At 66.7% G+C, this 411-nt stretch carries 2 protein-coding genes; both read right to left on the bottom strand.

The window, feature by feature from the left end; all coding sequences use genetic code 11:
• Positions 1 to 266 (bottom strand): glycosyl hydrolase 108 family protein (locus tag JWG43_RS18875; protein WP_205244443.1); only part of this gene is annotated, 266 nt, incomplete at its 3' end.
• A gap of 1 nt (position 267) precedes the next feature.
• Positions 268 to 411: major capsid protein (locus tag JWG43_RS20495; RefSeq protein ID WP_205244444.1), on the bottom strand; the 144-nt coding region annotated here is incomplete at its 5' end.

Below are 411 nucleotides of genomic sequence, written 5' to 3'. Positions count from 1 at the left end.
AGGCGATCCCACCACTCGCTGCGATACCAGCCGGACACCAGATCGGCGAGACCGGGCACCGTGGCCAGATGGCGCGTGAACGCGCTGGCCCCGGAGGCGAACGAGCTGTGGTCTTTCTCGCCGTCGATGATCTTCCAGCCGGGCCAGCCCGGCCAGTAGCGGCGGGCGATGCCCGCGTAGGTCTCGCCGCCGCTGTCCCCCTGGACGTTGCACCAGCCGCCCTCAAAGCCGGCCAGCGGCGCGTAGGCAGTTGCGAAATCAGCCATTTTACGCCGCCTTGAAGGTCAGTTCCACGAGAGCTTCGGGGAACATGCAGATGGTGAGCGGGTTGCTCTGGACTTCGAGATCGTAGCCACGGCCGCGCCCTCGCTCGTCCATGCGGGCGTAAAACGGGAGCCCACGGGTATTGAC

Source organism: Desulfobulbus alkaliphilus (assembly GCF_016918545.1).
Taxonomy (GTDB): Bacteria; Desulfobacterota; Desulfobulbia; order Desulfobulbales; family Desulfobulbaceae; genus Desulfobulbus; species Desulfobulbus alkaliphilus.
The sequence above is the reverse complement of the archived record's forward strand: the minus strand, read 5'-3'. Positions and strand labels throughout refer to the sequence as shown.